Below are 22,873 nucleotides of genomic sequence, written 5' to 3' on the forward strand. Positions count from 1 at the left end.
CCCACCCGGGCCTGTCGTGTGTTGCGACACGGCGTGTCGCGTCGGCGCGTCTCGATTCCTGAGCCTGCTTCAGGCGCCGAGGTGGTGCCGCAGCATCGCCGCCGCCGCACCCGGATGATCGTCGGCGAGCAACCCGGCGGCGGCCAGCACGTAGTCCACGTCGACGACCGGGCGGGCCGCCCGCGGCAACGCCCACCCGCCGGCGTGGTCGGTGAGCACCGCGTCGAGCACCGCCGCCGCGTCACCCGGGTCGGCGTGCCGCAGCACCCCGCCGGAGCCGACGAGCAGCTTCACCTCCCGCAGGTCCCGCCCGGCCCGCTCCCCCGTCGCCGCCCCACGCGCGTGCCGCCGCAGCGCCACCGTCGCCGCGAGGGCCGCGATGCGCCGGTCCACGGCCCGGTCGGCGTCACCGGCGGGCAGGAACCCCGGGTCGGCGGCCCGGACCGCCGCCGCGGCCGCCAGATCCGCCTCGCCGGCCGCGTCGAGCAGCCGCTCCTCGACCGCGGCACGCACCACACCCGGCGCGCTCCACCGCATGCCCAGGTCACCCTCCACGGTGCGGGCCCGCCACAGCGTCCCCGCCACCTCCTGGCTCGGGCCGCTGTCCCGCTCGTCGGGGGTGAGCACCGAGTACACGTCGGTGGTCGCGCCACCCACGTCCACCACCGCGAGGTCACCGCCGAGCGTCCCGGCGAGGACCTCCACGCCGGTCAGCACCGCGTCGGGGGTGGCGGCGCGGACCAGCCGCGCGAACCGCGTACCCCGGGACAGCTTCTTGCCGCCGATGACGTGCCGCAGGAACACCTCCCGGATCGCCGCCCGCGCCGACGACGGCTCCAGCACCCCGATGCGCGGCAGCACGTTGTCCGCCACCGTCACCGGCACCCCCGCGCCGGCCAGCAGCGCGTGCAGCTCGTCGCGCACGTCGGCGTTGCCCGCCAGGACCACCGGCACCCGCAAGCGCGCCTTCGCCAGCCGCGTCGCGTTGTGCGTCACCGTCTCGGCATCGCCGCCGTCGGTGCCGCCGACGAGCAGCACCACGTCCGGGCGGGCCGCCCGCAACGCCGCCACGTCCGCCCCGGACAACCGTCCCGCCGCCACGTGCACCACGTTCGCGCCCGCCGACAGACCGACCCGCCGGCCCGCCTGAGCGGTGACGAGGGGCTCGTAACCCACCACCGCCAGGCGCAGCCCACCCCCGGCCGACGAACACACGTACCAGGGCGCCTCAGCGACCCCGGCCGACGCGGTGGCCGCGCCGACCGCGGCGTCCAGGCCGTGCAGCACATCAGTGCCCACAGTGGTGGGCGCCGACGCCGCCGCGACCAGCCGGCCGCCGTCGAGGTCCACCACCGCGGCCTTCGTGTACGTCGACCCCACGTCGGCGCAGACGACGGCGCTCACGGCCGTTGTGGCACGACCACCGTGCCGGTCGCGGTGACCGCCACGATCGGCTCGTCGAGCACCTCGGCGGCCGACTCGCCCTTGTCCGGGCGGCCCCGGCACACCACCGTCGCGGCGAAGTCGATCGTGCGGCTGCGGGTACCCACCCGGGTCACCGTCGCCGTCACCTCCAGCACGTCACCGGCCTTCATCGGCGCCCGGAACTGCACATCCGCGTACGAGGCGAACAACCCCTCGTCACCGTCGGTGCGGATGCACACCTCGGTCGCCACGTCCCCGAACAACCCCAGCGCGTACGCCCCGTCGACCAGGTTCCCCGCGTAGTGGGCGTGGGAGTACGGCACGTACCGGCGGTGGGTGACTGTCAGACCGACACGCGGATCGCTCATGCGACGTTCGCCTTCCTGGAGGTGATCAAAGCGTGGACGAGGTAACTGGCCACCTCGCCCGGAGTGGTGCCACGGCCGAAGATCCGGTCCACGCCCAGCTCGCCGGTCATCGTCTCGTCGAACCGCGGCCCGCCGACGATCAGCAGCGGCCGGCGCCCGGCCGGCATCGCCTCCCGGAACGCCGCCGACATCTCCCGCGTGTTGTGCAGATGCGCGTCGCGCTGCGTCACCACCTGCGACACCAGCACCGCGTCGGCGCGCTCCCGCCGGGCCGCCTCGACCAGCTCCGGCACGCTCACCTGCGCGCCCAGGTTCGTGACCTTCAACTCCCGGTAGTACTCCAGGCCCTTCTCCCCGGCGATGCCCTTGACGTTGAGGATCGCGTCGATGCCCACGGTGTGCGCGTCCGTGCCGATGCAGGCGCCCACCACCGACAGCTTGCGGCGCAACTGCCGCTTCACCACCGCGTTGACCTCCTTGGCCGACAGCAGCGGATAGTCACGCTCCACCACCTGCACCTTCGCCAGGTCCACCAGGTGGTTCACCCGCCCGTACACCACGAAGAACGTGAACCCGTCACCGATCGGTTTGGCGTGCACCAGCATCGCCGGGTCCATGCCCATCTTGTTCGCCAGCTGCACCGCCGCGCCCTCGGCCCGCTTGTCGTGCGGCACCGGCAACGTGAACGACACCTGCACCATGCCGTCACCGGTCGTGTCCCCGTACGGCCGCACAACCGTCTTCTCACTCATGGGGCTGCTCCAGGATCTCCGTGGCCGGGTTGTAGTAGTCCGCCTCGTGCCGGGCCACGCCGTCCAGGCCCTTCCCGCGGTCCGCCGGCCGCTTCATGATCCCGAACGTGCCCTCGGCGATCGCCGTCAGCAACGACTGGTCCCCGATGCGCTCCAGCAGATCCACCGCCTCACCGAGCACCCGGTGCGCCCGCGCCTGGATGAACCCGCCCGGCGCCGGCACGAAGTCCTCGTGCAACCCGCCCGCCGCGCCCAGCACGTACCGCACGTTCTGCAGCGCGATGTCCCGGTCCGACAGCCACGGCGTCACCACCGCCTCGGTCATCATCCCCACCAGCAGAATCCCCTGCCCGGTCATCGTGCCCACCAGGTTGAAGAACCCGTCCAGCAGGTTGCCCCGGAACACGTCACCGGTCATGTGCTTCGTCGGCGGCATCCACTTCAACGGCGCGTCCGGGAACAACTCCCGCGCCAGCAGCGCGTGCGCCAACTCCAACCGGAACGACTCCGGCACATCCGGGTTGATCTCGAACGCGTGCCCCAGCCCCAGCTGCCAGTCCGCCAGCCCCGCCTCGTGCGCGAAGAACTCGTTCAGCAACTGCGACACCGTCACCGTGTGCGCCTCGTCCACCGCGTCCGCGGTGGTCAGGTAGTTGTCCTCACCGGTGTTGATGATGATCCCCGCCCGCGCGTGCACCTGCCGCGAGAACCGCTGGTCCACGAACGTGCGGATCGGGTTGATGTCGCGGAACAGAATCCCGTACATCGAGTCGTTGAGCATCATGTCCAGCCGCTCCAGCCCGGCCAGCGTCGCCATCTCCGGCATGCACAGACCCGACGCGTAGTTCGTCAACCGCACGTACCGGCCCAGCTCCTTCGACGTCTCGTCCAGCGCCGCCCGCATCAGCCGGAAGTTCTCCTGCGTCGCGTACGTGCCCGCGAACCCCTCCCGGGTCGCCCCCTCCGGCACGTAGTCCAGCAGCGACTGCCCCGTCGACCGGATCACCGCGATCACATCGGCGCCGGCCCGCGCCGCCGCCTGCGCCTGCGGAATGTCCTCGTAGATGTCACCCGTGGCCACGATCAGGTAGATCCACGGCCGACGCGCCGGATCCCCGAACCGCTTCACCAAGCGGTCCCGCTCCGCACGCCGCCGGTCGATGCTGCGGATCCCCGCCGCGACCGCCTTACGCGACGCCCGCCGCGCCGCCGTCGCCGCCTTCCCCGACGGCTGCGCGAACCGCACCGACCCGGCCGCCGCCTTCTGCGCCAGCAACGTCACATCGGCGATGCCCTCACGCGCCAGCGCGTCGAACACCGGCGCCGCCACCCCGTGCCCCAGCCCGACGTCCGCGACCACCGCGTCGACCAGCCGGTTCACCCACGGAATGCCGTCCGGGTCCGCGCCGGTCACCCCGGCCAGCCGCAGCACCGCCCGCTCCACCGACACCGTGGTGTGGCTACGCGCCAGATCCACCACCGGCTGCCCGGCCCGGCGCGCCAACTCCCGCGCCCGCGCCACCAACGCCGGATCCAGCCCAAGCTTGCCTGTCACGAAGACCCTTCCTGATAGATCACGTCACCGCGCAACACAGTGGCCCGGCACACCGGCAGCGGCGTCGGATCCTCCGGCCCCCGCAACTCCGGATCCTCGGCCAGCACCACCGGCAGCCCCCGCTCCACGCCCGCCGGGGTGTCCCACACCGCGAACGTCGCCGGCGCCCCCAACGCCAGCACACCCTCGTTGTCCAGGTGCACCGCCCGCCACCCGCCGCGCGTGTGCGCCGCGAACGCCGCCCGCACACTCATCCGCTGCGCCGGGTTGTGGTGCGCCGCCGCCGCCCGCACCGACCCCCACGGATCCAGCGGCGTCACCGGCGAGTCCGACCCGAACGCCAACGCCACCCCGACACCGTGCATCGCGCCCATCGGATTCGACTCCAGCGACCGCGCCAACCCCAGCCGCGACTCGTACATCCGGCCCGCGCCGCCCCACAACCTGTCGAACGCCGGCTGCATCGACGCCACGATCCCGTACTCCACGAACCCGGCGATCAACGCCTTGCTCATGATCTCGGCGTGCTCCACCCGGTGCCGCGCCGCCCGCAACCGGTCCACACCCACCGACCGCGCCGCCATGCCGAAGCCCTCCAGCACCGTGCCGATCGCCGCGTCCCCGATCGCGTGGAACCCGCCCTGCAACCCGTGCGCCGCACAATCCAGCAGATGATCACGGACCTGCTCCGCCGACACGTACCCGTGCCCGCACGCCCCCGCCTCACCGTCCAGGTACGCCGCCGAAACGTGCGCCGTCCGCGAACCCAGCGCCCCGTCGGCGAACAGGTCACCACCCGCGCCCACCGCGCCCAGCTCCCGGGCCTTCGCCGCACCCAGCAGCTCACCCCAGTACCCGTACACCTCCGGCACCCCGGCCCCCGAGATCGCCAACAGCCCGGTGAAGTCCTCCTCGTCGGAAATGTCCGGTCCACCGCACTCGTGCACCGCCGCGACACCCAGCGACGCCGCGTGCGCCAGGGCCCGCCGCTGCGCCGCCACCCGCTGCGCCCGCGAAACCGACGCGAACGCCGCCGCCCGCACCACATGGTGCGCGTCGCGCCGCAACCACCCCGACGCCTCGTACCCGGCCGCCGACACCACCTCCGGGCACGCCGCCAGCAACGCCGCCGACACCAGCGCCGAATGGATCGACGCCTGCGACAGATACACCCGCCGCCCACCCGCAGCACGGTCCAGCGCCGCCGCATCCGGCAACGCCGGATCCGCCCAGCCCGACTCGTCCCAGCCGTGCCCCAGCACCACCGCGTCACCCGGCAGACCCGCCGCGAACGCCGACACCGCCTCCAGCAGCCCACCCGCCGACCGCACCGCCGACAGATCAAGCCCCGACAACGCCAACCCGGTATCAGTCGCGTGCACGTGCGCGTCCACGAACGCCGGCGTCACCAGCGCACCGCCCAGCTCCACCACCCGGTCCGCCCGCGGCGCCTCCGCGTCCGTGCCCAACCAGGCGATCCGCCCGTCCCGCACCAGCAGCGCCGTCGCGCTCGGGTCGGCCGGACAGTGCAGCACTCCGCCGCGATACAGCGTCGAGGGGTTCGTCATGGTCTCAGTCTGCCGCCAGACGCGCCTCGAACAGACCGCGCACCCCCGGCTCGGTCCGCAACAAATCCAGCGCCAGCGCCGCGTGCCCCGGCACGTACCCGTTGCCCACCAGCATCGTCACGTCCGCCGCCAGGCCCTCCGCACCAAGCGCCGCCGCCGCGAAGCTCGTCGCCATCGAGAAGAAGATCACCGTACCGCCGTCCGCCGTGGCCAGCACCGCGCCGTGCTCACACCCCGGCACGTCCACGCACACCACAGTCACGTCCGCCGGCACCCCCAGCGCCGTCGTCACCGCCGTCGACAGCCCCACCGGATCCCGCGCGTCGGCCAGCGCCACCACGTCGGCCAGCCCGGCCGCCGTCAGCTCGTCCCGCTCCGCGGCCACCGGAACCACCCCGACGGTACGGGCGGCGCCCGCCCGCCGCGCCGCCGCCAGCGACAGCGACCCGCTCTTGCCGGCCCCGCCGATCACCGCCACCGACACCGGACGCGGATCACCCTCACGTGAGCGCCGCGCCACCTGCTCGGCCACCACCCGCGCGGTGAGCGCCGGCGCCCCGCACACGTCCAGCACGGCGAGGGACAACTCGGGGTGCAGGTCCGCCGGCAGCACCGCCGCGATCGACCGCGCGAACAGGATCGCGTACCCGTCGCACGGCACCTGCTCGCTGCGCCCGTCCCAGCGGGCCAGCCCGTCGGTGATCGTCAGCGGCGTCAGCGTCAGCGACACGAGCGTCGCCACCCGGTCGCCCGGCTTCAGCCCCAGCGGCGACCGGCGGCCCGCCTCCTCGACGGTGCCGATCAGCATCCCGCCGGAACCGGTCACCGGGTTCTGCATCTTCCCCCGGGTCGACACGATCTCCAGCACCTCGGCGCGGACCTTCTCCCCGTCGCCGCCGTGCTTCTCCGCCAACTGCCGGAAGCTCGCCGCGTCCAGGTTCAGCCGCTCGACCCGGATCCGCACCTCGTTCGCCGCGATCCGCGGGTCCGGGTCCAGCCGCCAGGCCGCCTGCGGGAGCACCCCCGCCGGTTCCACGACTCGGTGCAGTCCCACCGGTGACGTCACGCCGACCCCCTATGTCCAGCCGCCCGAACCCCTGGTCAGGACTCGCATCGCGGGAAAACTTACGGCAGACTAATTTCTTCACCGCAGATTTTCCAGTAGCCTACGCATCCGTTGATCAACCCGCACACTGACGAGGAGGGGCCGTGACCCAGACCCAACCGGTGGAGACCATCCCGACGCCCCGCCACGCGCCGGTCGCCGTCCCGGCCGCCGGACAGCCCTACGAATACCGCCGCGCGCCCCTCGTCGAACCCGACTGGACCCGGTTCCCCGGCTGGCGCCACGTCACCCGCGACCAGTGGGAGAGCGCCCAGTGGCAGCGGGTCAACTGCGTCAAGAACATCAAGCAGCTGCGCGCCGTCCTCGGCGACACCGTCGACGAGACCTTCTACGCCGACCTGGAGGCCGACCAGAAGGCGCTGGCCACCATGTCCATGCTGGTGCCGCCGCAGATGCTCAACACCATGGTGCCGTTTGAGCCGATGAGCACCGAGGCGCTGCTCGCCGACCCGATCCGCCGCTACATGATCCCGGTCGCCTCCGACCGCCGCACCGACTGGCCGTCGCACCCGTACGCCAGCCGCGACAGCCTCCACGAACACGACATGTGGGTCGCCGAGGGCCTCACCCACCGCTACCCCACCAAGGTCCTCGCCGAACTGCTCTCCACCTGCCCGCAGTACTGCGGCCACTGCACCCGCATGGACCTCGTCGGCAACTCCACCCCCGCCGTCGACAAGCTCAAGCTCACCCTCAAGCCCGTCGACCGCTACGACGCCCACATCACCTACCTCAAGGCCCACCCCGGGGTACGCGACGTGGTCGTCTCCGGCGGCGACGTCGCCAACGTGCCGTGGCGCAACCTCGAGTCGTACCTGATGCGCCTGCTGGAGATCGAGACGATCCGCGACATCCGGCTCGCCACCAAGGCGCTCATGGGCCTGCCCCAGCACTGGCTCCAGCCCGACGTGGTCGAGGGCCTGGAACGGGTCGCCCGCACCGCCGCCCGCCGCGGCGTCAACCTGGCCATCCACACCCACGTCAACCACGCCCAGTCGCTGACCCCGCTGGTCGCCAAGGCCGCCCAGACCGCGCTCGACGTCGGCGTACGCGACGTGCGCAACCAGGGCGTGCTCATGCGCGGCGTCAACGCCACCAGCGCCGACCTGCTCGACCTGTGCTTCGCGCTGCAGGGCGAGGCGGGCATCCTGCCGTACTACTTCTACATGTGCGACATGATCCCCAACGCCGAGCACTGGCGGGTCCCGGTGTGGCACGCCCAGCAGCTCCAGCACGACATCATGGGCTACCTGCCCGGCTACGCCACCCCGCGGATCGTCTGCGACGTGCCGTTCGTCGGCAAGCGGTGGGTGCACATGCTCACCGACTACGACCGTGAGCGCGGCATCTCGTACTGGACGAAGAACTACCGCACCTCGATCGAGTCGGCCGACCTGGAGGCGCTGAACAAGCGCTACGCCTACTACGACCCGATCGACACGCTGCCCGAGGCCGGCCAGGCCTGGTGGCTCGCCCACCGCGACGACTGACCCCGGACACCCGAACGGCGGGCCACCTCTGCGATGAGGTGGCCCGCCGTTCCGCGTACTCACTTGTTGAAGGCGTCCTTGACGTCGCGGCCCGCCTGCTTGGCGTGCTCCCCGGCCTGCCGGGCCCGGGCCGCGCTCTGCTCGGAGGCGCCCTCGGCCCGCAACCGCTCGTTGTCGGTCACGTCGCCGATCCGCTCCTTGGCCATTCCGCTCATCTCCTGGGCCTTGTTCTTCGCCTTGTCGGTGAAGCTCATGTCGCCCTCCTCGTTCCGGCTGAGCGTTGCCCTTGTCGCGTCCCCGGTGACTGTCGGGTGAAACGCCGTTGTGCTGCGCACGTCGCGTAATGCGTCCTAGGACAATAGGTTGAAGGCTGGACGCCCGGCCGACGCCGACCCACCGTGGTTGACTGGGCCGGTGAACGAGATCCTGCTGATCCGGCACGGCGAGACGACCTGGAGCGCCGCCCACCGGCACACCTCGTACACCGACCTGGAGCTGACCCCCGACGGCGAGCGGCAGGCCCGCGCGCTGGCTCCCCTGCTCGCCGGCCGGCGCTTCGCCCGCGTGCTGTCCAGCCCCCGGCAGCGCGCCACCCGCACCGCCACCCTGGCCGGGCTCGCCGTCGACGCGATCGAGCCCGACCTCACCGAATGGCACTACGGCGAGTACGAGGGACGCACCAGCGCGGACATCCAGACCGAGCGGCCCGGCTGGTCGATCTGGACCGACGGCGGCCCCGGCGGGGAGTCACCGGAACAGGTGGGCGCCCGCCTGGACCGCGTGCTGGACCGGGTCGCGCCGCTGCTGGCGCAGGGCGACGTGGCGCTGGTCGGGCACGGCCACAGCCTGCGGGTGCTCGGGGCACGCTGGATCGGGCTCCCGCCGTCGGCCGGCGGACTGCTGCGGCTGGACACCGCCACGCTCAGCGTGCTCGGGCACGAGCACGGCCGGCGGGTGATCAGGCGGTGGAACCTGCCGGCTCCGCCGACGGGCGCGGACGACCCCGGCCGGTCAGCTCGCCACTGATCTTCGGCGGCCTGTTCTCGTACGGCGTCGACAGCACCACAGTGGTGCGCGTGGTGACGTTCGCCGAGGTGCGGATCTCCTGCAGCACCCGCTCCAGGTCGGCCGGGCCGGCCACCCGCACCAGCAGGAGATAGAAGTCCTCCCCCGCCACCGAGTAGCACGAGTCGATCTCGGGCAGGTGCGCCAGCCGCTCCGGCGCGTCGTCCGGCTGCGACGGGTCGAACGGCCGGATCGCCACGAACGCGGTCAGCGGCAGGTCCAGCGCCTCGAACGACACCCGCGCGGCGTACCCCTTGATCACCCCGCGCTGCTCCAGCCGGCGGACCCGCTGGTGCACGGCCGACACCGACAGGCCCACCCGCTCGGCCAGGTCCGTGTACGACAGCCGACCGTCCCCGGTCAGCGCGGCGACAATGGCGCGGTCGATCTCCTCCACGCGCTGCACAGTAGCCGGTAAAACGCTCTCCCGCCGCACCCGGCCCGCCGTGGTGACGCTCAGCGCGCCGTCCGGTCGCGCACCGCGTCCGCGGCGTAGTTCAGCACCTCCGCCATGTCCTCCTCGTCCAGGAACGGCAGGTCGGTGAGGATGTCCGTGACGGACATGCCCTCGGCCATCATGGCCAGCAGGGTGGCCACGGGGATGCGCGACTGCCGCACGCAGGGCGCACCCCCCATGACGTCGGGGTCGGCGGTGATCCGGGGGAAGGTCACCGCGACAGGCTAGCCCTTGGCCAGCGCGCGCGAGATCACCAGCCGCTGGATCTGGTTGGTGCCCTCCACGATCTGCAGCACCTTCGCCTCACGCATGTACCGCTCGACCGGGTGGTCGGCGACGTACCCGGCGCCGCCGAGCACCTGCACCGCGTCGGTGGTCACCCGCATCGCCACGTCGGTGGCGAACAGCTTCGCCTTCGCCGCCTCGATCGAGTACGGGCGGCCCGCGTCGCGCAGCCGCGCGGCCGCAAGCGTGAGCGCCCGCGCGGCGGAGATCTGGGTGGCCGCGTCGGCCAGGTTGAACCCGAGCCCCTGGAAGTCGATGATCGCGCGGCCGAACTGGCGGCGCTCCCGGGCGTAGCCGACCGCGTAGTCCAGCGCGCCCTGGGCCAGGCCCACCGCGCACGCGGCGATGCCCAGCCGGCCGGAGTCCAGCGCCGACATGGCGATGGTGAACCCGGCGCCCTCGCCGCCGATCAGCCGCTCCGCCGGCACCCGGGCGTCGTCGAACGCGATCTGCGCGATCGGCGAGGCGTGCAGACCCATGGTGCGCTCGGCGGCCTGTGGGTGGATGCCCGGCGTGGCCCGGTCGGCCAGCAGGCAGGAGATGCCCTTCGGGCCGGGACCGCCGGTGCGGCAGAAGATGTTGTAGAAGTCGGCGACCCGGGCGTGCGTGATCCACGCCTTGGTGCCGGTGACCACGTACTCGTCGCCGTCGCGCACCGCCCGCGTGGTCAGGGCCGCCGCGTCCGAACCACCCTGCGGCTCGGAGAGACAGTACGCCCCGAGCAGTTCCCCACCGATCATGTCCGGCAGCAGTTTGCGCTGCTCGTCGGTGCCGAACTGGGCCACCGGATAGCAGGACAGCGTGTGCACGCTGACCGCCTCGGCCACCGCCAGCCACCGGCTGGCGAGGATCTCCAGCACCTGCAGGTACACCTCGTACGGCTGGGCGGCGCCGCCGTGCTCCTCGGCGTACGGCAGGCCGAGCAGCCCGGCGCGGCCCAGCGTGCGCAGCACCTCCCGGGGGAACTCGGCGCGGGTCTCGAAACCGGCGGCGGCCGGGGCCAGCTCCCGGTCGGCGAGTTCGGTGGCGAGGTCCAGCAGGTCGTGGGCCTCGTCGGTGGGCAGGATCCGGTCGACGTTCATAGCGCGATGAGCTCCGTGGGGGTGGTGTTGAGCCGTTGCCCGCCGTCCGTCGTGCAGACGACGATGTCCTCGATCCGGGCGCCGTGCCGCCCGGCGAGGTAGATCCCGGGTTCGACCGAGAAAGCCATGCCGGCCTCGAGGGGCCGGGGGTTGCCGGTCACCACGTACGGCTCCTCGTGGCCGTCGAGGCCGATGCCGTGGCCGGTGCGGTGCAGGAAGGCGTCGCCGAAACCGGCGGCGGTGATGACGTCGCGGGCGACCGCGTCGAGGGCCTCGGCGGTCACGCCCGGCGCGACGGCGGCCACGGCGGCGCGCTGCGCCTCCCACAACACCGCGTAGTAGTCGGTGAACTCGGCCGGGGCCGGGCCACCGGCCACGTACGTGCGGGTGCAGTCGGAGCGGTAGCCCGACGGCATGGTGCCGCCGATGTCGACCACCACCGGCTCGCCGACGCCGATCGGGCGGTCCGAGACACCGTGGTGCGGGCTCGCGCCGTTCGGGCCGGCGGCGACGATGACGAAGTCGACAGTGGCGTGCCCGGCGGCCCGGATCGCGGCGGCCAGGTCGGCGGCGACCTCCCGCTCGGTGCGGCCGGGACGCAGCCACTCGGCCATCCGCCGGTGCACCGCGTCGATCGCGGCGCCCGCCTCGGCCAGCGCCGCCACCTCGGCCGGCGACTTGCGGATCCGCATCTCGCGCAGCACGTCGGAGGCGAGCCGCTGGGCCGCGCCGGGCAGCGCGTCGCGCAGCGCGAGGACCTGCTGTGCCCACATCCGGTCGGCCAGCCCGACGGCACGGACCGGGCCGGGGAGCGCCGCGCGCACCAGCGGCCACGGGTCGGTGCCGTCGGCGTGGTCGACGATCCGGTACCCGGTGCCGGGCGCGGCCTCGGCGTCCGGCCGCTCCAGCACCGGCACGATCAGCGTCGGCTCACCCTCGGCGGGCAGCACCAGGCAGGTCAGCCGCTCCCCCTCGCGGGCGTCGTAGCCGGTCAGGTAGCGCAGGTCCGAGCCCGGGGTGAGCAGCAGCGCATCCAGGCCCGCCGCTGCGGCGGCGCGCTGGGCCTCGGCGAGTCGCCCGGCCGGGTACAGATCGTCGGTTCCCACAACCGAAGCTTAACGGTCGTTTGGGCCAGCGCGGGAGTCCGGTTGATGCTCGAAGCCGAGGCCCGCCGCCCGGGCCCGGCCGGCCTGCTCGGCGGCCTCCCGCGCCCGGGCCCGCGCGATGTCCGGCAGGCGACCGGCCAGGAAGTCGCGGTGCAGCAGCGCCACGATGAAGTACCGGCGCAGCCGCTCGTACGACTCCCGGAACTCCCGGCGCGCCGCCGGAGCGACAGGGGTCACAGGCACGACGGCTCGGGCTCGATCACGCCCTCCTCTACCCGCCGCTCGCGCCGATATGCGCGCGCTTGCGGGCACGAGCGACCATGGAGTGGTGATCCGCTTTCTGCTGAACCTGCTGTGGCTCGTCTTCGGCGGCGGCTTCGTCCTGGCCCTCGGCTACGGCGTCGCCGCCCTGATCTGCTTCGTCCTGGTCGTCACCATCCCCTTCGGCGTCGCCTCACTGCGCCTCGCCTCGTACTCGCTGTGGCCGTTCGGGCGCACGATCGTGCGCAAGCCGGGCGCCGGGCTTCCCTCCGGCCTGGCCAACGTGCTCTGGGTGGTGCTGGCCGGCTGGTGGCTCGCCCTGTCCCACATTCTCGCCGGCGTCGCGCTCTGCGTGACGATCATCGGTATCCCGTTCGGCGTGGCGAACTTCAAGCTGGTCCCGGCGGCGCTGTGGCCGCTCGGCCAGGAGGTCGTCGAAAACCCGTAACCCCTCCTCGCCACGCGGGTCCACCCGCCACTGGAACGCCATGGGTGTCTCCGGCCCTGTTTGACACCCATGGCGTTCCACTCTGCGACGGTTACGCGGCGAGTTGACGTTCGCACCCGAGGACGGCCGCAACGTTCTCGGCAACCGAGATCGGTGTCCCGCACCAAGGGACGGGTTGGAGATCTTGGTACGGAGTCGCCCCTCCGAGGGCCGTTTCGTACCAAGATCTCGCAGGTAACGAACGCGAGCGCCGAAGGCGCGCCGCAGCGGCCAGCTCCCCGTTCGCGGTGAGCGGCCGGCCTCACCATCCCTACAGCATCCTAGGAGGATGGGGTGTTGGCGGGCGCTGGCCGCAGGAAGGATGCGAATGCGGCTCGCACCAACGCCTCGCTGGCTAGCGTCGAAGGCGTGCGGGACGGGGTGATCGAGACGCTGAAGGCGGACCCGGCGATGTCGGGACTGCGCCGGTCGCTGGACTTCTACCACGGCGACCCGGCGCGCGACGCCGCGCTCGACCGGTTCTACGCCCCGCTCGTGCACGCCGGTGACCTGGTCTTCGACGTCGGCGCGCACGTGGGCGACCGGCTCGGCAGCTTCCGCCGGCTCGGCGCGACGGTGGTGGCCGTCGAGCCGCAGCCGCTGTGCGCGCGGGCGCTGCGCGAGCTGTACGCGGACGACGGCGCGGTGACTGTGGTCGAGGCGGCGTGCGGGCGTACCGCCGGGCCGGTGCGACTGCACGTGAACTCGGCCAACCCGACGGTCTCCACCGCCTCCCCCGGGTTCGTCCGCGCCGCCGACGGCGCGCCCGGCTGGGCGGGCGAGACCTGGGACGCACAGATCGAGGTGCCCGGCACCACGCTCGACGCGCTGATGGCCGCGTACGGCGTGCCGGCGTTCGTGAAGATCGACGTGGAGGGTTTCGAGGACGCCGTGCTGGCCGGGCTGAGCCGGCCGGTCCCGGCGTTGTCGTTCGAGTTCACCACCATCGCCCGGGTGGCGGCGGCACGCTGCCTGGACCGGCTCACCGCGCTGGGCTTCACCCGCTTCACCGCGGCGATCGGCGACGAGACGACGTTCGCGCTGCCGGGCTGGCGGCCGGCCGCCGAGGTGGCCGCGTACCTGGGGACGCTGCCGGACGAGGCCAACTCCGGCGACGTGTACGCCCGCCCCTGAACCTCCACTTCGGACCGGCGACGGACGGGCCGGAAGGTATCGACCCTGCTCATCGCGCGAATCGGTGCAGGCGCTGCCCCGGCACTTTTTTCACGGCTCGAACTTAGCTGTACATCGTTACCCATCTGTGATTGACGTGACCCGCGCCACTTGGGTTGACTGCCACGGAACCGCTTCCGCAACCGGTTCCGAAACATCCCGCTCATCCCTTCGACCCGGGAGCGCCACGTGCCGATCACGATCGCCGACGTCGCCGCCCGCGCCGGGGTGAGCAAGACGACGGTGTCCCGGGTCCTGAACGGCAAGGGCGAGGTGCACCTGCGCACCGCCGACCGGGTCCGCGCCGTGATCAACGACCTCGGCTACGTGCCGAGCGCCCGCGCGGTCGGGCTGGCCCGGGGGCGTACCCGGGTGGTCGGCATGCTGGTGCCGGCGCTGACCTGGCCCTGGATGGGCGAGGTGCTCCAGGGCGCGGCCGACGTGGTCGAAGCCGCCGGCTACGGCATGCTGCTGTTCACCTGCACCCACGGCGACGAGTCGATGCGCCGCTTCGCCTCCCAGGTGTCGGCCAAGTCGTTCGACGGACTGCTCGTGGTCGAACCCGAGGGGACGCTCGACTACATCACCGAGCTGCACCGGCGCGGCCTGCCGGTCATCCTCATCGACGACCGGGGACACCAGCCCGGCTTCCCGTCCGTGCGCACCACGAACGAAGCGGGGGCGCGGGCCGCCGCGACGCACCTGCTGGCGCTCGGACGGCGGCGGCCGCTCGTCGTCACCGGCCTGCGCCGGTTCGGCTGCACCCGGGAACGGCTCGCCGGGTTCGCCGGCGCGTACGCCGAAGCCGGCCTGGCGATCGACCCGGGCCGGGTGGTCGAGGGTGACTTCACGTTCGAGTGCGGGCGCGCGGCGGTGCGGCGGCTGCTCGCCGACGGCGTACCCTTCGACGCCGTCTTCGCCCACAACGACCTGTCGGCCGCCGGCGCGCTGCAGGCGCTGCGCGACGCCGGGCGGCGCGTCCCGCAGGACGTCGCGGTGGTCGGCTTCGACGACCTGCCGCTGGCCGGGCACACCCACCCGCCGCTGAGCTCCGTGCGCCAACCGCTGCGGGAGATGGGTACGGCCGCCGCCCGGCTGCTCATCGCCCACCTCGCCGGCACCCCGCTGCCGGAGGGCCCGACCGTCATCCCCACCGGCTTCACCACCCGCGACTCGACCGGCGTCACCTGACCCACCCCGCCGTACCCGGCGACCACGCCGGCGGGCCCGCCCGCCGGTGGCTCCACCGCACACCCTCCATCCACCACATCCCGCCCGAGGAATGCGGGACCACCGAGGGAGACCTCCATGAGAAGACGGCAACTCCTCGCCCTCGCGCTGGCCGGCGCGATGGTCACCACCGCCGCCGCGTGCGGCGACAGCCCGAACGCGAACAAGAAGAGCGGCCAGGCCGCGACGGTGCTGAGCGTCGGCATGCCCAACGGCCCGCAGGCCGAGAACAACAACCCGTTCCTCACCACCTCGGCCGCCGCCTCGCTTGGTTACCGGTGGCAGATCTACGAGCCGCTGATGATGTGGAACCCGGTGAAGCCGGCCGAGCCGTTCAAGCCGTGGCTGGCCACCAAGGCCGAGTGGTCGTCGGACTACAAGTCGGTGAAGGTGACCATCCGCGAGAACGCGACCTGGTCGGACGGGCAGAAGGTCACCGCCGAGGACGTCGCGTTCACCTACAACCTGGTGAAGAAGTTCCCCGCCATCAACGACCAGGGCGTGCCGTACACCGACGCCGTCGCCAGCGGCAACGAGGTCACCATCTCGATGGCCAGCCCGCAGTTCGTCAACCAGCAGAAGGTGCTGTGGCGGGTGCCGATCGTGCCCAAGCACCTGTGGGAGAAGATCGCCGACCCGGCCAGCGACCCGGTGAAGCAGCCGGTCGGCAGCGGCCCGTACACGCTCAAGTCGTTCACCCCGGCGAGCATGACGCTGGCGGTACGCGAGAGCGGCTACTGGCAGGACCTGCCGAAGGTGAAGGAGTTGCGGTACACCTCGTACACCGACAACAGCGCGCAGACCACCGCGCTGGCCAACGGCGAGGCGGAGTGGAGCTTCGTCTTCATCCCGAACTACCAGACCGTGTTCGTGGCCAAGGACCAGAAGAACCACAAGATGTGGGCGCCCCCGGTGCTCGGCATCCACGGTCTCTACCTGAACACCACGAAGAAGCCGTTCGACGACCCGACGCTGCGCAAGGCCATGAACATGGTGATCGACCGGGCGGACATCTTCACCACCGCCGAGGCCGGCTACTTCCACCCCGAGGTCAAGAGCGTGACCGGCCTGCCCAGCCCGGCCGGTGACTCGTTCATCGCGCCCGAGTACAAGGGCCAGGAGCACAAGGTCGACGTCGAGGGCGCCAAGGCGCTGCTCACCGGCGCCGGCTACAAGCTGGACGGCAACACGCTGAAGGACCGCAGCGGCAAGGCCGTCACGATCCGGCTGACCGACCCGGCCGGCTGGTCGGACTACCAGACCAGCCTGGAGATCGTGAAGGGCAACCTGGCGAAGATCGGCATCGCGGCGACCATCGACAAGGCCAACCAGGACGCCTGGTTCCGCAACGTCGAGCAGGGCAACTTCGAGGCCACGTTCCGGTGGACCGAGAGCGGCGCCACGCCGTACGACATCTACCGGACCATCATGGACGGCCGCGTGCTCAAGCCGATCGGCACCGCCTCCCCGGCGGGCAACTTCGGCCGGTTCGACAGCAAGGAGGCCACCGACGCGCTGGTGTCGTACGCCAACGCCACCGACGACGCCACCCGCGCCACCGCGCTGGCCACGCTGCAGAAGATCTTCGTCGAGCAGATGCCGATGATCCCGGTCGGCGCGGACAACATCGGCGGCGCGTACAGCACGAAGAACTGGGTCGGCTGGCCGGACGACTCGAACCCGTACGGCGCGCTCCAGCCCACCCAGCCCAACGCGGTGGACGTGGTGCTGCACCTCAAGCCGGCCAACGGCTGACCCGGCGCCGCCGGCCCGGCCCCGATCGCCCGGCCGGGCCGGCGGCGCCCGCCCCTCGCTACCGGCAACCCCAGACAGGAATTCGGCATGACGTTGACCGAGAGCGCACCGGCGCCGGCCGACGAGGTGGTGCTGGAGGCCGTCGGCCTGACCAAGCACTTCCCCGTCCGCCGGCGGCTGCGTGACCTTCTCTCCCGGACCCCGGCGGTGGTGCACGCCGTCGACGACGTATCGATCGAGTTGCGCCGTGGCCGGGTGACCGCGCTGGTCGGCGAGTCCGGCTCCGGCAAGTCCACAGTCGCCCGGCTGCTGGCCCAGCTCTACCCGCGCACCGGCGGCGACATCCGGCTGCACGGCCGCTCGACCCGGGTACGCGGCGGACGCCGGTTCCGGGCGTACGTGCGGCGGGTGCAGCTGATCCTGCAGGACCCGTTCGCCTCGCTGAACCCGGTGCACACGGTCCGCTACCACCTGACCCGGTCGCTGCGCATCCACGGCAACGCCGGGACCGGGCCGGACGGGCTGGACAAGGCGCTGGCCGACCTGCTGACCCGGGTCAGCCTGACCCCGCCGGAGCGCTACCTCGACGCGTTCCCGCACGAGCTGTCCGGCGGGCAGCGCCAGCGCGTCGCGATCGCGCGGGCGCTCGGCGCGGACCCGGAGGTGCTGCTCGCCGACGAGCCGGTGTCGATGCTGGACGTGTCGATCCGCCTGGGCGTGCTCAACCTGCTGCAGGACCTCAAGGACCGGCTCGACCTGGCGATCCTCTACATCACCCACGACATCGCCTCGGCCCGCTACTTCGCCGACGAGACGATCGTCATGTACGCCGGGCGGATGGTCGAGGGCGGCGACAGCGAGACGGTCACCCAGCGGCCGGCGCACCCGTACACCCGGTTGCTGATCGAATCGGCGCCGGACCCGGAGCGGATCACCGGCGCGGGCGGCGACGGCGCGGCGGCGGGCGAGCGGGGCCACGGCGAGCCGCCGAGCCTGATCCGCCCGCCGGCCGGCTGCCGGTTCCACCCGCGCTGCCCGGCTGCCATGCCGCGCTGCGCCACCGACCTGCCGCCGCCGATCCCGGTCGACGACGCGCCCGGGCACTGGGCCGCGTGCTGGCTGTTCGACGCCGAGACCGTCACGGCGGAGAAGGCGGAGAACGCGGAGAACGCGGAGCAGGCCGGAACGGAGACGGCCCGGTGAGGTTCCTGCTGCAACGGGTGGCCTTCTACCTGTTCACCGCCTGGGCGGCGATCACGCTGAACTTCTTCATCCCGCGGATGGTGCCGGGCGACCCGGTCCAGTCGCTGATCTCCCGCAACCAGGGCCGGATCAGCGCCGACGCGATCGCGTCGCTGCGGGTGCTGTTCGGGCTGGACTCCGACCGCTCGCTGTGGGAGCAGTACGTCGCCTACTGGGGACAGCTGCTGCGCGGCGACCTGGGACTGTCGTTCACGTTCTTCCCCGCGCCGGTGTCGGAGGTGATCGGCAGCAGCCTGCCGTGGACGGTGGGCCTGGTCGGCGTCACCACGATCGTCAGCTTCCTGCTCGGCACCGCGCTCGGCGTCGGCGCGGGCTGGCGGCGCGGCTCCTGGATCGACGGACTGCTGCCGGCCACCACGTTCCTGTCCTCGATCCCGTACTTCTGGCTGGGCCTGGTCGCGATCGCGTTGTTCGCCGGGCCGGGCAGCTTCTTCCCGTCCTCCGGCGGCTACGAGCCGGGCCTGGTGCCGGCGTTCGACGCGTACTTCATCCCGAGCGCGCTGCAGCACAGCATCCTGCCCGCGGCGACCATCCTGGTGTCGTCGATGAGCGGCTGGATCCTCAGCATGCGCAACATGATGGTGACTGTCGCCAGCGAGGACTACATCACCGTGGCGCACGCCAAGGGGCTGTCCGAGCGCCGGGTGGCGCTCAGCTACGCCGCCCGCAACGCGCTGCTGCCGAACGTGTCCGGGTTCGCGTTGTCGCTCGGTTTCATCGTCGGCGGCACGCTGCTCGTGGAGATCGTCTTCTCGTACCCGGGTCTGGGGTTCCAGCTCTTCCAGGCCGTCGGGTCGAAGGACTACCCGCTCATGCAGGGCATCTTCCTGATCATCACGATCTCGGTGCTGGTGGCGAACCTGCTCGCCGACGTGGCGTACCTGCTCCTCGACCCGCGGACCCGAAAGAGCTGAGCGATGACACTCTCCCCGTCCAGCATCGAGCAGGTCATCCCCGGCCAGGGCGCGATGGCGCAGCCCTCGGCCCGGGCCCGCCGCCGCCGGTTCCGCTTCGTCGCCAACGGCAAGGCCGCGACCGGCCTGGCCGTCCTCGGGGTGTACGTGCTCCTGGCGGTGATCGGACCGTGGATCGCGCCGTACGACCCGGACGCGCGCAGCGCCGACGTGCTGCAGGCCCCCTCGGCCCGGCACTGGTTCGGCACCACCCACCTCGGGCAGGACATCTTCAGCCAGATCCTGGTCGGCGCGCGCAGCGTGATGGTGGTGGGCCTGACCGCCGGCGTGCTCGCCACGATCCTGTCCATCCTGATCGGCGTGACCGCCGGTTACCTGGGCGGCGCGGCCGACGAGGGCCTGTCGGCGGTGTCGAACGTGTTCCTGGTGATCCCGGCGCTGCCGCTGATCATCATCGTCACGTCCCTTGTCGACCAGGCCAGCGACACGCTCGTGGCGCTCATCATCGGCCTCACGTCGTGGGCCTGGGGCGCCCGGGTGCTGCGCGCCCAGACGCTGTCGTTGCGCCGCCGCGACTACGTCGAGGCGGCGCGGGCCACCGGCGAGCGGACCTGGCGGATCATCGGCTTCGAGATCCTGCCCAATCTGACCGCGATCATCGCCTCCGGCTTCGTCGGCACCGTCATCTTCGCGGTCATGTCGGAGATCACCCTGGCGTTCATCGGCGTCTCGTCGGTCTCGTCGTGGAACTGGGGCACGATCCTGTTCTGGGCGCAGGGACAGCAGGCCCTCGCGCAGGGCGCCTGGTGGTGGTTCGTGCCGGCCGGGCTGGCCATCGCGCTGCTCGGCACCGCGCTCGCGCTGATCAACTTCGGGATCGACGAGTTCGTCAGTCCCCGGCTGCGCACCGGCGGCCGGACCCGGATCCGGACCGCCGACGGCCGGACCGTCGCGATGCGCGTCGGGTTCACCCCGGTGCTCGCGCCGAACCCGGCGCCGGTCCCGATGCAGCGGCCGGCGGACCCCACCCGAGAGGACGCGACCTCATGAGCGACCAGGTGCTCCAGATCCGCGGGCTGTGCGTCGACTACGGCGTCGGCGCGGACGCGGTCCGCGCGGTCCGCGACGTCGACCTGACACTGCACCGCGGCGAGGTGCTCGGGCTGGCCGGGGAGAGCGGCAGCGGCAAGTCCACCCTGGCCTACGGGCTGACTCGGCTGCTGCCCCCGCCCGGCGTGGTCAGCGGCGGCCAGGTCATCTACCACCCGGCCGACGGCCCGCCGGTCGACGTGCTCACGCTCAGCCCGGCGAAGCTGCGCGAGTTCCGCTGGGCGGAGACGTCGATCGTGTTCCAGGGCGCGATGAACTCGCTGAACCCGGTGCACAAGGTCTCCACCCAGCTGCTCGACGTGATCCGGGCCCACGAGCCGAAGAGCACGGCGGCGAGCCGGCTGGCCCGGGCGAAGGAGCTGCTGCGCCTGGTCGGCATCTCCGCCGACCGGCTGGACAGCTACCCGCACCAGCTCTCCGGCGGCATGCGGCAACGCGTCATGATCGCGATGGCGCTGGCGCTGGAGCCGCAGGTGGTCATCATGGACGAGCCGACCACCGCGCTGGACGTGGTGATGCAGCGGCAGATCCTCGGCCAGCTCGCCGAGCTGCGCGAACGCCTCGGCTTCGCGGTGCTGTTCATCACCCACGACCTGTCGCTGCTTGTCGAGTTCTCCGACCGGATCGCGATCATGTACGGCGGCCGGATCGTCGAGGAGGCGCCCGCCGCCCGGCTGTACGTCGAGCCGCTGCACCCGTACACCGAGGGGTTGCTGCACTCGTTCCCGGCGCTGCACGGTCCGCGCCGGGAGCTGACCGGCATCCCCGGCTCCCCGCCGGACCTGCGCGCCATGCCGTCCGGCTGCGCGTTCCACCCCCGCTGCCCGAAGGCGTTCGACGGGTGCGACGAGCAGGTGCCGGTGCTCGGCGCGCCGTACGTCGACGACCCGGCGCGGGCCGTCGCGTGCCGGCTGCACCCGGCCGTCGCGCCCCTGTCCCGCTGACCCGCCCGACACCACCACCCGCTACCCGCGAGGAGAGCCATGGACACCGACCTCACCCGCCCGTCGTCAGTCGCCGGTCCGGATCCGATCGACACGCTGCCGCCGACCTTCCGGTGGGGGGTGGCGACGTCGTCGTACCAGATCGAGGGCGCGGTGGCCTCCGACGGCCGCACGCCGTCCATCTGGGACACGTTCTGCCGGGTGCCGGGCGCGGTGGCGAACGGCGACAACGGCGACGTGGCCTGCGACCACTACCACCGGATGCCGCAGGACGTCGCGCTCATCGCCGACCTGGGGCTGGACACGTACCGGTTCTCGGTGGCCTGGCCGCGGGTGCAGCCGGGCGGGCGCGGCCCGGCGAACGTGGCCGGGCTGGCCTTCTACGACCGGCTGGTGGACGAGCTGCTCGGCCGCGACGTCGAGCCGTGGGTGACGCTGTACCACTGGGACCTGCCGCAGGAGCTGGAGGACGCGGGCGGCTGGCCGAACCGGGACACCGCGTACCGGTTCGCCGACTACGCCGAGCTGGTCTTCGCCGCGCTCGGCGACCGGGTCCGCACCTGGACCACGCTCAACGAGCCGTGGTGCTCGGCGATGCTCGGGTACGCCTACGGCGACCATGCCCCCGGCCGGCGGAACCTGGGTGACGGCATCGCCGCGGCGCACCACCTGCTGCTCGGGCACGGGCTGGCGACGCGGCGGCTGCGCGAGGCGGCCTCGGCGCCGATCGAGCTGGGCCTCACGCTGAACCTGGCCACCGCCGACCCGGCGACCGACAGCGCCGCCGACCGGGACGCGGCGCGGGCCGCCGACGGGCTGGGCAACCGGCTCTACCTGGACCCGGTGCTGCGCGGGGAGTACCCGCAGGACGTGATCGCGGACCTGGCCGCCGAGGGCGTGCGGATTCCGGTGGAGGACGGCGACCTGGACGTCATCGCCACCCCGATCGACGTGCTCGGCGTGAACTTCTACTTCGGGCAGCTGCACTCCGGCGTGGACGAGCAGGGCCGCGACCGCGACGACGACGGCAAGCCGGTACGCCGGGTGGTCCGGCGTGACCTGCCGCGTACCGCGATGGACTGGGAGATCGTGCCGGAGTCCTTCACCGACCTGCTGGTGCGGCTGCACCGCGACTACCCGGGCACGCCCATGGTGATCACCGAGAACGGCGCGGCGTTCGACGACGAGCCGGACGCAGACGGGTTCGTCGCCGACGACGACCGGGTCGGCTACCTCGCCGAGCACCTGCGGGCGGTGGCCCGGGCCCGGGCGGCCGGGGCCGACGTGCGCGGCTACTTCGCCTGGTCGCTGCTGGACAACTTCGAGTGGGCGTACGGCTACGACAAGCGGTTCGGCATCGTCCGGGTCGACTACGACACGCAGCGCCGCATCCCCAAGCGCAGCGCGCTGTGGTACCGGGACACCGTGCGGCGGGTACGCGGCCGGCGCTGACGCCG

At 72.5% G+C, this 22,873-nt stretch carries 23 protein-coding genes; 11 read left to right on the plus strand and 12 right to left on the minus strand.

Going from position 1 to position 22,873, the window contains the following annotated elements; all coding sequences use genetic code 11:
- Positions 1–69 precede the first annotated feature (69 nt).
- From KBX43_RS03330 to KBX43_RS03355, 6 genes are read right to left on the minus strand one after another with little or no spacing between them, the layout of a single operon-like run.
- A complete protein-coding gene (locus tag KBX43_RS03330; protein ID WP_210882969.1) occupies positions 70–1,404 on the minus strand; it encodes a glutamate mutase L in 1,335 nt (444 codons plus the stop codon).
- On the minus strand, positions 1,401–1,793 hold the full coding sequence (locus KBX43_RS03335; protein ID WP_030502415.1) for a hotdog domain-containing protein: 393 nt from the start codon (positions 1,791–1,793) through the stop codon (positions 1,401–1,403). The genes KBX43_RS03330 and KBX43_RS03335 overlap by 4 nt, the downstream gene beginning before the upstream one ends.
- The gene (locus KBX43_RS03340) at positions 1,790–2,545 is read right to left on the minus strand and encodes an OAM dimerization domain-containing protein (RefSeq protein WP_030502414.1); all 756 of its coding nucleotides are present in this window, start codon (positions 2,543–2,545) and stop codon (positions 1,790–1,792) included. Before KBX43_RS03340 ends, KBX43_RS03335 begins: the two co-directional genes overlap by 4 nt.
- Positions 2,538–4,100 carry a lysine 5,6-aminomutase subunit alpha gene (locus KBX43_RS03345; protein WP_043324125.1) on the minus strand — a complete coding sequence of 521 codons (1,563 nt, stop codon included), beginning with the start codon at positions 4,098–4,100 and terminating at the stop codon, positions 2,538–2,540. The genes KBX43_RS03340 and KBX43_RS03345 overlap by 8 nt, the downstream gene beginning before the upstream one ends.
- Positions 4,097–5,668 (minus strand): amidohydrolase, encoded by a 1,572-nt coding sequence (locus tag KBX43_RS03350; protein ID WP_210882971.1) that lies wholly within the window; start codon positions 5,666–5,668, stop codon positions 4,097–4,099. Before KBX43_RS03350 ends, KBX43_RS03345 begins: the two co-directional genes overlap by 4 nt.
- 4 nt (positions 5,669–5,672) lie before the next feature.
- Entirely contained in the window at positions 5,673–6,734 is a 1,062-nt protein-coding gene (locus tag KBX43_RS03355; RefSeq protein ID WP_307851459.1) for a zinc-binding alcohol dehydrogenase, read from the minus strand.
- A gap of 143 nt (positions 6,735–6,877) precedes the next feature.
- Between KBX43_RS03355 and KBX43_RS03360 the strand changes: the two genes are divergently transcribed.
- Positions 6,878–8,284 (plus strand): KamA family radical SAM protein, encoded by a 1,407-nt coding sequence (locus KBX43_RS03360; protein ID WP_043324131.1) that lies wholly within the window; start codon positions 6,878–6,880, stop codon positions 8,282–8,284.
- Positions 8,285–8,343: 59 nt separating this feature from the next.
- Here KBX43_RS03360 and KBX43_RS03365 read toward each other — a convergent pair whose 3' ends face one another.
- Positions 8,344–8,538: a CsbD family protein gene (locus KBX43_RS03365; protein WP_043324133.1), complete on the minus strand. Its 195-nt coding sequence runs from the start codon at positions 8,536–8,538 to the stop codon at positions 8,344–8,346.
- A 160-nt stretch (positions 8,539–8,698) separates the two neighbouring features.
- Here KBX43_RS03365 and KBX43_RS03370 point away from each other — a divergent pair, with 160 nt between their 5' ends.
- On the plus strand, positions 8,699–9,310 hold the full coding sequence (locus tag KBX43_RS03370; protein ID WP_210882973.1) for a histidine phosphatase family protein: 612 nt from the start codon (positions 8,699–8,701) through the stop codon (positions 9,308–9,310).
- Here the strand turns inward: KBX43_RS03370 and KBX43_RS03375 are convergent.
- Genes KBX43_RS03375 through KBX43_RS03395 form a run of 5 tightly spaced genes read right to left on the minus strand, consistent with a single transcriptional unit; the run spans position 9,243 to position 12,522 of the window.
- A complete protein-coding gene (locus KBX43_RS03375) occupies positions 9,243–9,746 on the minus strand; it encodes an Lrp/AsnC family transcriptional regulator (RefSeq protein WP_043330145.1) in 504 nt (167 codons plus the stop codon). The genes KBX43_RS03370 and KBX43_RS03375 overlap by 68 nt on opposite strands.
- Positions 9,747–9,805: 59 nt before the next feature.
- Positions 9,806–10,021: a DUF433 domain-containing protein gene (locus tag KBX43_RS03380; RefSeq protein WP_030502405.1), complete on the minus strand. Its 216-nt coding sequence runs from the start codon at positions 10,019–10,021 to the stop codon at positions 9,806–9,808.
- 9 nt (positions 10,022–10,030) lie between these two features.
- Entirely contained in the window at positions 10,031–11,173 is a 1,143-nt protein-coding gene (locus tag KBX43_RS03385) for an acyl-CoA dehydrogenase family protein (RefSeq protein WP_043324138.1), read from the minus strand.
- Positions 11,170–12,279, minus strand: a complete 1,110-nt coding sequence (locus tag KBX43_RS03390; protein WP_210882975.1) for a Xaa-Pro peptidase family protein — start codon at positions 12,277–12,279, stop codon at positions 11,170–11,172. Before KBX43_RS03390 ends, KBX43_RS03385 begins: the two co-directional genes overlap by 4 nt.
- A 9-nt stretch (positions 12,280–12,288) precedes the next feature.
- Complete coding sequence (locus KBX43_RS03395; RefSeq protein WP_124778860.1) at positions 12,289–12,522, minus strand: hypothetical protein; 234 nt, start codon at positions 12,520–12,522, stop codon at positions 12,289–12,291.
- An 85-nt stretch (positions 12,523–12,607) separates the two neighbouring features.
- Between KBX43_RS03395 and KBX43_RS03400 the strand changes: the two genes are divergently transcribed.
- The 9 genes from KBX43_RS03400 to KBX43_RS03440 all read left to right on the plus strand — a co-directional run bounded on the left by KBX43_RS03400 (position 12,608) and on the right by KBX43_RS03440 (position 22,868).
- Complete coding sequence (locus tag KBX43_RS03400; protein ID WP_073829995.1) at positions 12,608–12,988, plus strand: YccF domain-containing protein; 381 nt, start codon at positions 12,608–12,610, stop codon at positions 12,986–12,988.
- A 450-nt stretch (positions 12,989–13,438) separates the two neighbouring features.
- A complete protein-coding gene (locus KBX43_RS03405) occupies positions 13,439–14,161 on the plus strand; it encodes an FkbM family methyltransferase (RefSeq protein WP_210883278.1) in 723 nt (240 codons plus the stop codon).
- A 228-nt stretch (positions 14,162–14,389) separates the two neighbouring features.
- Positions 14,390–15,391 carry a LacI family DNA-binding transcriptional regulator gene (locus KBX43_RS03410; protein WP_043324146.1) on the plus strand — a complete coding sequence of 334 codons (1,002 nt, stop codon included), beginning with the start codon at positions 14,390–14,392 and terminating at the stop codon, positions 15,389–15,391.
- 117 nt (positions 15,392–15,508) lie between these two features.
- Positions 15,509–17,185, plus strand: coding sequence for an ABC transporter substrate-binding protein (locus KBX43_RS03415; protein ID WP_104115738.1), 1,677 nt, complete (start codon positions 15,509–15,511; stop codon positions 17,183–17,185).
- A gap of 87 nt (positions 17,186–17,272) precedes the next feature.
- Positions 17,273–18,388, plus strand: coding sequence for an ABC transporter ATP-binding protein (locus KBX43_RS03420; protein WP_210882978.1), 1,116 nt, complete (start codon positions 17,273–17,275; stop codon positions 18,386–18,388).
- Positions 18,385–19,362, plus strand: coding sequence for an ABC transporter permease (locus tag KBX43_RS03425; protein WP_104115736.1), 978 nt, complete (start codon positions 18,385–18,387; stop codon positions 19,360–19,362). Before KBX43_RS03420 ends, KBX43_RS03425 begins: the two co-directional genes overlap by 4 nt.
- A gap of 3 nt (positions 19,363–19,365) precedes the next feature.
- Positions 19,366–20,412, plus strand: a complete 1,047-nt coding sequence (locus KBX43_RS03430) for an ABC transporter permease (protein ID WP_209961859.1) — start codon at positions 19,366–19,368, stop codon at positions 20,410–20,412.
- Positions 20,409–21,416: an ABC transporter ATP-binding protein gene (locus KBX43_RS03435; protein WP_210882980.1), complete on the plus strand. Its 1,008-nt coding sequence runs from the start codon at positions 20,409–20,411 to the stop codon at positions 21,414–21,416. The genes KBX43_RS03430 and KBX43_RS03435 overlap by 4 nt, the downstream gene beginning before the upstream one ends.
- Before the next feature lie 39 nt (positions 21,417–21,455).
- Positions 21,456–22,868 carry a GH1 family beta-glucosidase gene (locus KBX43_RS03440; protein ID WP_210882982.1) on the plus strand — a complete coding sequence of 471 codons (1,413 nt, stop codon included), beginning with the start codon at positions 21,456–21,458 and terminating at the stop codon, positions 22,866–22,868.
- The last annotated feature ends 5 nt before the right edge of the window (positions 22,869–22,873 follow it).

This window comes from Micromonospora sp. C41 (assembly GCF_018070485.1).
Taxonomy (GTDB): domain Bacteria; phylum Actinomycetota; class Actinomycetes; order Mycobacteriales; family Micromonosporaceae; genus Micromonospora; species Micromonospora chalcea.

What these genes read in the sequence shown, in the direction of transcription:
- KBX43_RS03335 (WP_030502415.1), bottom strand. Translation starts at nt 1,793, where the DNA reads ATGAGCGATCCGCGTGTCGGTCTGACAGTCACCCACCGCCGGTACGTG.
- KBX43_RS03385 (WP_043324138.1), bottom strand. Translation starts at nt 11,173, where the DNA reads ATGAACGTCGACCGGATCCTGCCCACCGACGAGGCCCACGACCTGCTG.
- KBX43_RS03415 (WP_104115738.1), top strand. Translation starts at nt 15,509, where the DNA reads ATGAGAAGACGGCAACTCCTCGCCCTCGCGCTGGCCGGCGCGATGGTC.
- KBX43_RS03435 (WP_210882980.1), top strand. Translation starts at nt 20,409, where the DNA reads ATGAGCGACCAGGTGCTCCAGATCCGCGGGCTGTGCGTCGACTACGGC.
- KBX43_RS03430 (WP_209961859.1), top strand. Translation starts at nt 19,366, where the DNA reads ATGACACTCTCCCCGTCCAGCATCGAGCAGGTCATCCCCGGCCAGGGC.
- KBX43_RS03440 (WP_210882982.1), top strand. Translation starts at nt 21,456, where the DNA reads ATGGACACCGACCTCACCCGCCCGTCGTCAGTCGCCGGTCCGGATCCG.
- KBX43_RS03420 (WP_210882978.1), top strand. Translation starts at nt 17,273, where the DNA reads ATGACGTTGACCGAGAGCGCACCGGCGCCGGCCGACGAGGTGGTGCTG.
- KBX43_RS03405 (WP_210883278.1), top strand. Translation starts at nt 13,439, where the DNA reads ATGTCGGGACTGCGCCGGTCGCTGGACTTCTACCACGGCGACCCGGCG.
- KBX43_RS03350 (WP_210882971.1), bottom strand. Translation starts at nt 5,668, where the DNA reads ATGACGAACCCCTCGACGCTGTATCGCGGCGGAGTGCTGCACTGTCCG.
- KBX43_RS03365 (WP_043324133.1), bottom strand. Translation starts at nt 8,538, where the DNA reads ATGAGCTTCACCGACAAGGCGAAGAACAAGGCCCAGGAGATGAGCGGA.
- KBX43_RS03340 (WP_030502414.1), bottom strand. Translation starts at nt 2,545, where the DNA reads ATGAGTGAGAAGACGGTTGTGCGGCCGTACGGGGACACGACCGGTGAC.